Source organism: Streptomyces sp. NPDC046759, from assembly GCF_040645475.1.
Lineage (GTDB): Bacteria > Actinomycetota > Actinomycetes > Streptomycetales > Streptomycetaceae > Streptomyces.
In genome coordinates, this window is the sequence record NZ_JBEYYJ010000018.1 from 180,449 (window position 1) to 186,556 (window position 6,108).

A 6,108-nucleotide genomic window follows, 5' to 3' on the forward strand; every position below is an offset into this window, starting at 1 on the left:
AATCGTTCCGTGAGCGACGAAACCGGCACCCCGGGCACCCCGGCGGGCTCCCCAGGCGGCGCGGACCGAAGCGGCGGTCCCCGCCCCGAACCCCTGCGCTTCTTCGGTACCACCTGGGTGAACCACGACAACGGCTACGCGGCCCGCCGTGCCGGCGTCGCCGTCGGCTCGCTCGCCGCGGCCGCCGTCTCCTGCCTGGTCCTCCGCTTCGCCTACCAGGGCATCATGATCGCCGGCACCGGCTCCTTCGTGACCGTGCTGATCATCGTCATGTTCGCGATCTGCAGCGCGCTCGCCTTCCGCAACACCTGGGAGGGTTTCGCCGAGCGCCACGACCCGCAGCGCCAGGCCTCCCTGCGCGGCCTGCTCGCCATCGGCTTCGTCGGCTCCCTGCTCGCTTACTTCTTCCGCTCCCTGACCGAGGCCCCGGGCGAGAAGCTGCACCGCGAGGAGTACGACCAGGCCTGCGAGGAGTACGAGCGCCGCGCCTCCCGCCGTACCGGCAACCCGACGAAGAAGAAGCGCCGCCGCTGACCGCCCCGACCGGCCACGGCGCCGGCCCCCGGCTCATGGGCACCGGCCGACCGGCGCGTGGGCACGACGGGCAACGTGCCATCACGCCGGGGGTGTCGTCCCGGCGACGGCTGGTGCTGCGGCCGGAAAGGTTCACCGGCTCGCTACGCCCGGCACGGCGCCTCGCCGTGTTGTCGCATCACCCGGTACATCCCGTACGCGGGCGATGCTGCGCCTTGCGAGGCTCCCCCACTGCCTGAAGGCGTGGGAGGTGCCCCCAGCACCGGACGCCGCGAGCTTTCCGGCAAACCTTTCCGGTCACAGCACTGGACGGTCCCGGGCCGCCGGGGAGCCGGTGCCCCGCCGCAGGTCCCGCCTCGAAAATACGCTGTCCCGAGCCGCCCGCTCTGCACACCATGTCCGTATGACCAGGACAGGACCGACCGTACCCTCGCCCGCGGCCCGCGCGCACTCCTTCAACTCCGCCGCCGCCCAGTACGCCGCGAACCGCCCCTCCTACCCGCCCGCCCTGTTCGACGCCATCGAGGAACTGGCCGGCCGGCCGCTGTCCGGCGCCGGCGTGGTGGACGTCGGCGCCGGTACCGGCATCGCGACCCGCCTGCTGCACGCCCGCGGTGCCGACGTCCTCGCCGTCGAACCCGGTGAGGGCATGGCCGCCGAGTTCCGGCGCGGGCTGCCGCATCTCCCGATCGTCCGCGGCAACGGCGACGCCCTGCCCCTGGGCGACGCCCGCGCCGACTTCATCACCTACGCCCAGGCCTGGCACTGGACCGACACCGCCCGCTCGGTTCCGGAGGCGCTGCGAGTGCTGCGGCCGGGCGGCGCGCTGGCCGTGTGGTGGAACGGTGATGCCCTGGACGTCCCGTGGCTCGCCGAGGCCGCCGGCCGGATCGGCCGCTTCTTCGGCGTGGACGTCGTCGCCCGGCAGCGGGACGGCAGCCGCACGGAACTGGCCGATCCGAGCGGCCGCCTGAGCTTCCGGCGGCGGGAGGTCCGCTGGAGCCGCCGGGTCAGCATCGACACCCACCTCGCCAACATCGGCAGCCACTCGGCGTTCCTCCTCACGCCCGAGGACCGCCGGGCCGCCTTCCTGGAGGAAGAGCGCACCCATCTGCTGAAGGTCTTCCCGGACGGGATCGTCGAGGAGGTCTACGACGTGCTCCTGCTCGTCGCCACCAAGCCCTGACCGGGGCGAAGTCCCGTCGACGGCGGCGGCCGGGCGCCCACCCGGCCGCCGCCGTCGACGTGTGCGCGCCCAGCGCCCGTCCGCAGGCATCGACGCGCACCCCTTGACGTCCCCGCCTCCGGAGCAGATTATTCATCGCATGATGAATTACTCGCAGGGTCCGTCGGCCGGACCCTCCGCCGAGCCTGCCGATGACCTCACCGCGGTCCACGCCGAGGACATCCCCGCCGTCCACGCCGACGACCTCACCGTCGTCCGCGGCCCCCGCACCGTCCTGCACCACCTCCGCTTCACCGTCCCCCGCGGCCAGATCACCGGTCTGCTCGGCCCGTCCGGCTGCGGCAAATCCACCCTCATGCGCTCCGTCGTCGGCACCCAGGCCAAGGTCACCGGCACCCTGAACGTCCTGGGCCGGCCGGCCGGCCACCCCGCCCTGCGCACCCGCATCGGCTACGTCACCCAGCACCCCTCCGTCTACGACGACCTGACCGTCCGCCAGAACCTGCAGTACTTCGCAGGCATCCTCGACCCCGGCCGCACCGCCGCCGAACGCCGCCACCAACACGTCACCCGGGCCATCGCCGACGTCGACCTCACCAGCCACGCCGACGCCCTCGCCGGCAACCTCTCCGGCGGCCAGCGCAGCCGGGTCTCGCTCGCCGTGGCCCTGCTCGGCGCCCCCGAACTCCTCGTGCTCGACGAACCCACCGTCGGCCTGGACCCCGTACTGCGCCGCGACCTGTGGTCCCTCTTCCACGACATCGCCGCCACCCGAGGCGCCACCCTCCTCGTCTCCTCCCACGTCATGGACGAGGCCGAGCGCTGCCACCGCCTCCTGCTCATGCGCGAGGGCGAGATCCTCGCCGACGACACCCCCGACGCCCTGCGCACCCGCACCGGCACCGACACCGTCGAGGCCGCATTCCTCCGTCTCGTCGACGGAGCCACCGCACACCACCCCCAGGAGACGACCCGATGAGCACCACGAGTACGACCGCCCCCGCCGCCCCCACCGGCGCGCTCAACGTCTCCCGCACCACCGCCACCGCGGCCCGGGTCCTCCGCCAGCTCCGGCACGACCCGCGCACCATCGCGCTGATGATCCTCGTCCCGTGCCTGATGCTGGTCCTGCTGCGTTATGTCTTCGACGCCAGCCCCCGCACCTTCGACAACATCGGCGCGTCCCTGCTCGGCATCTTCCCGCTGATCACGATGTTCCTGGTCACCTCCATCGCCACCCTGCGGGAACGCACCTCCGGCACCCTCGAGCGCCTCCTCGCCATGCCCCTCGGCAAGGCCGACCTCATCGCCGGCTACGCCCTGGCCTTCGGCGCCGTCGCCGTCGTCCAGTCGGCCCTCGCCACCGGACTCGCCGTCTGGTGCCTCGGCCTCGACGTCACCGGCTCCCCCTGGCTGCTCCTCCTCGTCGCCCTCCTCGACGCCCTGCTCGGCACGGCCCTCGGCCTCTTCGTCTCGGCCTTCGCGGCCTCCGAATTCCAGGCGGTCCAGTTCATGCCCGCGGTGATCTTCCCCCAGCTCCTCCTCTGCGGCCTGTTCACTCCCCGGTCCGACATGCACCCCGCTCTCACGGCCGTCTCCGACGCCCTGCCGATGTCGTACGCCGTCGACGGGATGAACCAGGTCCTGCACCACACCGACATGACCATGACCTTCGTCCGGGACGTCCTGATCGTGGCCGGGTGCGCCCTGCTGGTCCTGGTCCTGGGCGCGGCCACCCTCCGCCGCCGTTCGGCCTAGGCGGCCGCGCCGGTGTTCCGCCTGCCGGACAACCGCCCGCACCCTCACAGCCCGGTGCGAGGATGACCTCATGAGCCAGAAAGTCGCAGTCCTCGGCACCGGCAAGATCGGCGAAGCCCTGCTCAGCGGAATGATCCGGGCCGGCTGGGCCCCCGCCGACCTCCTGGTCACCGCCCGCCGACCCGAACGCGCCGAAGAGCTCCGCTCCCGCCACGGAGTCACCCCCGTCACCAACGCCGAGGCCGCCAAGACCGCCGACACCCTCATCCTCACGGTCAAGCCGCAGGACATGGGGTTCCTGCTGGACGAGCTCGCCCCGCACGTCCCCGCCGACCGACTGATCATCAGCGGCGCCGCCGGCATCCCCACGTCCTTCTTCGAGGAGCGCCTGGTCGCGGGCACCCCGGTCGTTCGCGTCATGACCAACACCCCCGCCCTCGTCGACGAGGCCATGTCGGTCATCTCCGCCGGCAGCCATGCCACCGAGCAGCACCTCGCGCACGCCGAGGAGATCTTCGGCGCCGTCGGCAAGACGCTCCGCGTCCCCGAGACCCAGCAGGACGCCTGCACCGCCCTGTCCGGCTCCGGCCCGGCCTACTTCTTCTACCTGGTCGAGGCCATGACCGACGCCGGCATCCTGCTGGGCCTGCCCCGCGACAAGGCCCACGACCTCATCGTGCAGTCCGCCATCGGCGCCGCGGTGATGCTCCGCGACAGCGGCGAGCACCCCGTCAAGCTCCGCGAGAACGTCACCTCGCCGGCCGGTACGACGATCAACGCCATCCGCGAGCTGGAGAACCACGGCGTACGAGCCGCCCTCATCGCCGCCCTCGAGGCCGCCCGCGACCGCAGCCGCGAACTCGCCTCGGGCAAGAAGGACTGACCCGGCGCCGGGGGCGACGGCTCGCCCGCAGCCCCCGCCCCCGCACGCACGAACCCGGACACCCCCGTCCGGGCCGGCCCTACCGGCCGGCCGGGCTCAACGCCGTCTCGAACAGCGGCGGCAGCAACCCGATCGCCCGGTACGCCGCATCGACGGTCGGCCGGGCCATCGCCCTGGCCTTCTCCGCGCCGTCCCGCAGCACCCCCTCCACGAAGGAGGGATCCGCGCACAGTTCCCGGTGCCTGGCCTGCACCGGCTTGAGGACCTCCACCACGGCGTCCGCGGTGTCCTTCTTCAATGCGCCGTACGACTCGTACGCACCGGCCAGAGCCGCCGGATCCCCACCCGTGCACGCCGCGAGGATCTCCAGCAGGTTCGCGACCCCGGGCCGCCCCTCACGGTCGTACGCCACGTCCCGCCCGCTGTCGGTGACGGCACGCATGATCTTCTTCCGCACGTCGTCCGGCTCGTCCAGCAGATAGACGACACCGAGACCCGACTCGTCCGACTTCCCCATCTTCGCCGTCGGGCTCTGCAGATTCATCACCCGCGCGGCGACGCCCGGACGGGTCGCCTTCGGCACCACGAACGTGTGCCCGTACCGCTGGTTGAACCGCACCGCCAGATCCCGCGCCAGCTCCACGTGCTGCACCTGGTCGTCCCCGACCGGCACCTCGTGCGCGCCGTACCCCAGGATGTCCGCCGCCATCAGCACCGGATACGTCAGCAGCGACAGCCGCACGCTCGCACCGCGTTCCTGCTGCCGCGCGACCTTCTCCTTGTACTGGATCATCCGCCGCATCTCACCGTCGCTCGCGACACACTCCAGCAGGTACGACAGTCTCGTGTGCTCGGCGACATGGCTCTGCAGGAACAGGGTGCACACGTCGGGATCGAGCCCCGCCGCCAGCATCAACGTCGCCGTCTGCCGACTGAGCCTGCGCAATCGGGCCGGATCCTGGTCCACGGTCAGGGCGTGCAGATCCACGACGCAGAACACGGAGTCGGCCTGGTGCTGGTCCGTCTCCACCCAGCGCCGCAGGGCTCCCAGATAGTTGCCGAGGGTCAGGTGCCCGGTCGGCTGGATCCCACTGAAGACTCGCGTCATCTCCACTCCACCTCCTGCTCGGGACCGCCGCTCCTGCGGCCGGCCCCCGGAGTACCGGGGGGAGATACGAGAAACGGCCGCTGAAGCAGCGGCCGTTGGATGCATACGTGAGTTCGGCCGCCGTCAGGCGGCCCACCAAAGCTGGGTACACGTACGCGTAGTCATGGCGACCAGAGTACGCCTCCCGGGTGCACCACGGGCAAGAGTTGACACACGCCACGCCGATACGTAGTGTTCTCCGGGTTGTCCGACGTGAGCGCCGACCTCGGTCGGTCCCCGGACAGCCACTCCGCAAGTAGCAACCACCAATCGACGCTCCGGCGCCGACTGTTTTGGCGTGCATATTTGCGAAATGAGGAATCCGTGTTCGAAAGGACGCAGCCCCCGATTAGCTCGGGAGCACGGAATCCGCTAAAGTCTCACTCGTCGGAACGGCCCAGCGCCGGGAAGGCAAACCCCCCTGACTGGGAGTCAGACGCCGAAAGGATCTGATAGAGTCGGAACCGCCGGAAAGGGAAACGCGAGAGCGAGAACCTGGAAAGCGCCGAGGAAATCGGATCGAAAAGATCTGATAGAGTCGGAAACACCGAAGGGAAGCCCGGAGGAAAGCCCGAGAGGGTGAGTACAAAGGAAGCGACC

The 6,108-nt window shown here is 71.1% G+C and carries 7 protein-coding genes; 5 read left to right on the forward strand and 2 right to left on the reverse strand.

Annotated features, from left to right (window positions below):
* Positions 1 to 9: 9 nt before the first annotated feature.
* From ABZ919_RS24350 to proC, 5 genes are all read left to right on the forward strand, one after another.
* Positions 10 to 534, forward strand: coding sequence for an EamA/RhaT family transporter (locus tag ABZ919_RS24350; RefSeq protein WP_361251442.1), 525 nt, complete (start codon positions 10 to 12; stop codon positions 532 to 534).
* A 403-nt stretch (positions 535 to 937) separates the two neighbouring features.
* Positions 938 to 1,720: a class I SAM-dependent methyltransferase gene (locus tag ABZ919_RS24355; protein ID WP_361251444.1), complete on the forward strand. Its 783-nt coding sequence runs from the start codon at positions 938 to 940 to the stop codon at positions 1,718 to 1,720.
* Between the two features lie 139 nt (positions 1,721 to 1,859).
* Entirely contained in the window at positions 1,860 to 2,699 is an 840-nt protein-coding gene (locus tag ABZ919_RS24360; RefSeq protein WP_361251446.1) for an ABC transporter ATP-binding protein, read from the forward strand.
* Positions 2,696 to 3,478, forward strand: a complete 783-nt coding sequence (locus ABZ919_RS24365) for an ABC transporter permease (protein ID WP_361251449.1) — start codon at positions 2,696 to 2,698, stop codon at positions 3,476 to 3,478. The genes ABZ919_RS24360 and ABZ919_RS24365 overlap by 4 nt, the downstream gene beginning before the upstream one ends.
* 70 nt (positions 3,479 to 3,548) lie before the next feature.
* On the forward strand, positions 3,549 to 4,361 hold the full coding sequence (gene proC / locus ABZ919_RS24370; protein WP_361251452.1) for a pyrroline-5-carboxylate reductase: 813 nt from the start codon (positions 3,549 to 3,551) through the stop codon (positions 4,359 to 4,361).
* A 79-nt stretch (positions 4,362 to 4,440) separates the two neighbouring features.
* On the opposite strand, the gene trpS is transcribed toward proC, so the two are convergent.
* Together trpS and ABZ919_RS24380 are read right to left on the reverse strand one after the other, a co-directional pair.
* Entirely contained in the window at positions 4,441 to 5,469 is a 1,029-nt protein-coding gene (trpS, locus tag ABZ919_RS24375; protein ID WP_361251455.1) for a tryptophan--tRNA ligase, read from the reverse strand.
* A 419-nt stretch (positions 5,470 to 5,888) separates the two neighbouring features.
* Positions 5,889 to 6,108, reverse strand: a 220-nt coding sequence (locus tag ABZ919_RS24380; RefSeq protein ID WP_361251458.1) for a hypothetical protein, incomplete at its 5' end; no start/stop codon positions are given.

What these genes read in the sequence shown, in the direction of transcription:
- trpS (WP_361251455.1), bottom strand. Translation starts at nt 5,469, where the DNA reads ATGACGCGAGTCTTCAGTGGGATCCAGCCGACCGGGCACCTGACCCTC.
- ABZ919_RS24365 (WP_361251449.1), top strand. Translation starts at nt 2,696, where the DNA reads ATGAGCACCACGAGTACGACCGCCCCCGCCGCCCCCACCGGCGCGCTC.
- proC (WP_361251452.1), top strand. Translation starts at nt 3,549, where the DNA reads ATGAGCCAGAAAGTCGCAGTCCTCGGCACCGGCAAGATCGGCGAAGCC.
- ABZ919_RS24360 (WP_361251446.1), top strand. Translation starts at nt 1,860, where the DNA reads ATGATGAATTACTCGCAGGGTCCGTCGGCCGGACCCTCCGCCGAGCCT.
- ABZ919_RS24355 (WP_361251444.1), top strand. Translation starts at nt 938, where the DNA reads ATGACCAGGACAGGACCGACCGTACCCTCGCCCGCGGCCCGCGCGCAC.